Source organism: Kitasatospora sp. NPDC091257 (genome assembly GCF_044757675.1).
In the GTDB taxonomy this organism is placed as follows: Bacteria; Actinomycetota; Actinomycetes; order Streptomycetales; family Streptomycetaceae; genus Kitasatospora; species Kitasatospora lactacystinica.
Window position 1 is genome coordinate 1 of the sequence record NZ_JBIVVI010001857.1, and the last position, 1,103, is coordinate 1,103.

A 1,103-nucleotide genomic window follows, 5' to 3' on the forward strand; every position below is an offset into this window, starting at 1 on the left:
CCTGCCCCCACCCCAGGCCCCCACGATCCGGCTGGTCGGGCCCACGAAAGCCAGCCCAACCAGCCGGAAATCAACCTAAATCACCAGTATTGGCCCTAGGCCAACCGGAGTTGTTCCGCTGGTTGTCAGACCTGGTACCAGGAACGGAAGGATTCTCCTGGTGCGGCCTGGTCGATCGCCCAGGTGGTTCTTGCGACGTCGGTGGTCATGACGATCATGGCCCCGTTGTCGAGGAGTGTGACGCGCGGGTCCCCGGCGAAGGTCATGTTCGGGTTGCCGAGGTAGGCGCCGGTGCTGAATCCGGTGGTCGGGCCGCCCTGGCCGAACAGGGCGATGTGTCCGTTGCTCGTGCGGGCGACGAGATTGACGGTGCCGCCTGCTCCGGGGGACAGGACGATGCTGGTGGCGCCGCCGGTACCGCCGCTGACGCTGATCTTGTACCACTCGCGGAACGGCGTTCCCGGCGCGGCCTGGTCGATGGCCCAGACGTCGCCGTTGACGTCGATGGCGGCCACGATCATGGTGCCGTTGGAGGCGGTGGTGACGCTGGGGTCCCCGGCGAAGGCGGGCGAGGTGGTGCCGAGGTAGGCGCCCGGGCTGAATCCGCTGGTGGGGCTGCCCTGGCCGAAGAAGCCGATGTGGCCGTTGGTGGTGCGGGCGAACAGGTTGACGGTCCCGCCGCCTGCGGGGGACAGTACGGCTGCGGCGCGGCCCGTGAGGCCGCCGCTGGCGCTGACCTTGTACCAGGTGTCGAACGCGGCGCCGGGTGCGGGCTGGTTGGTTGCCCACAGGTCGCCGGCCGTGTCGACGGCGGTGACGATCATGCTGCCGTTGGCGGTGAGGGTGACGGCGGGGTCCTGGGCGAGGACCGGCGCGGAGCTTCCGACCGCCGCTGCGGGGCTGAAGGACGCGTCGGGCCCGGTCTGGGCGTAGTCGACGATCTGGCCGGTACGAGTGCGGGTGAAGACGTGGACGGTGCCGCCGGCGGCCGGCGACAGGACCGGTGCCGGGTCGCCGGTGTGGACGCCGGGGCCGCTGAGCTGGTACCAGCTGCGGAAGCCGCCCGTGGTGCTGGTCTGGTTGGTCGCCAACAGGCTTCCGTC

Annotated in this window: 1 protein-coding gene; it reads right to left on the bottom strand. The window is 70.4% G+C overall.

Features of this window, described 5'->3' with window-relative positions:
* Nucleotides 1-125: 125 nt before the first annotated feature.
* A partial coding sequence (locus ACIQOV_RS42490; protein WP_401056631.1) for a hypothetical protein occupies nucleotides 126-1,103 on the bottom strand: 978 nt, incomplete at its 5' end.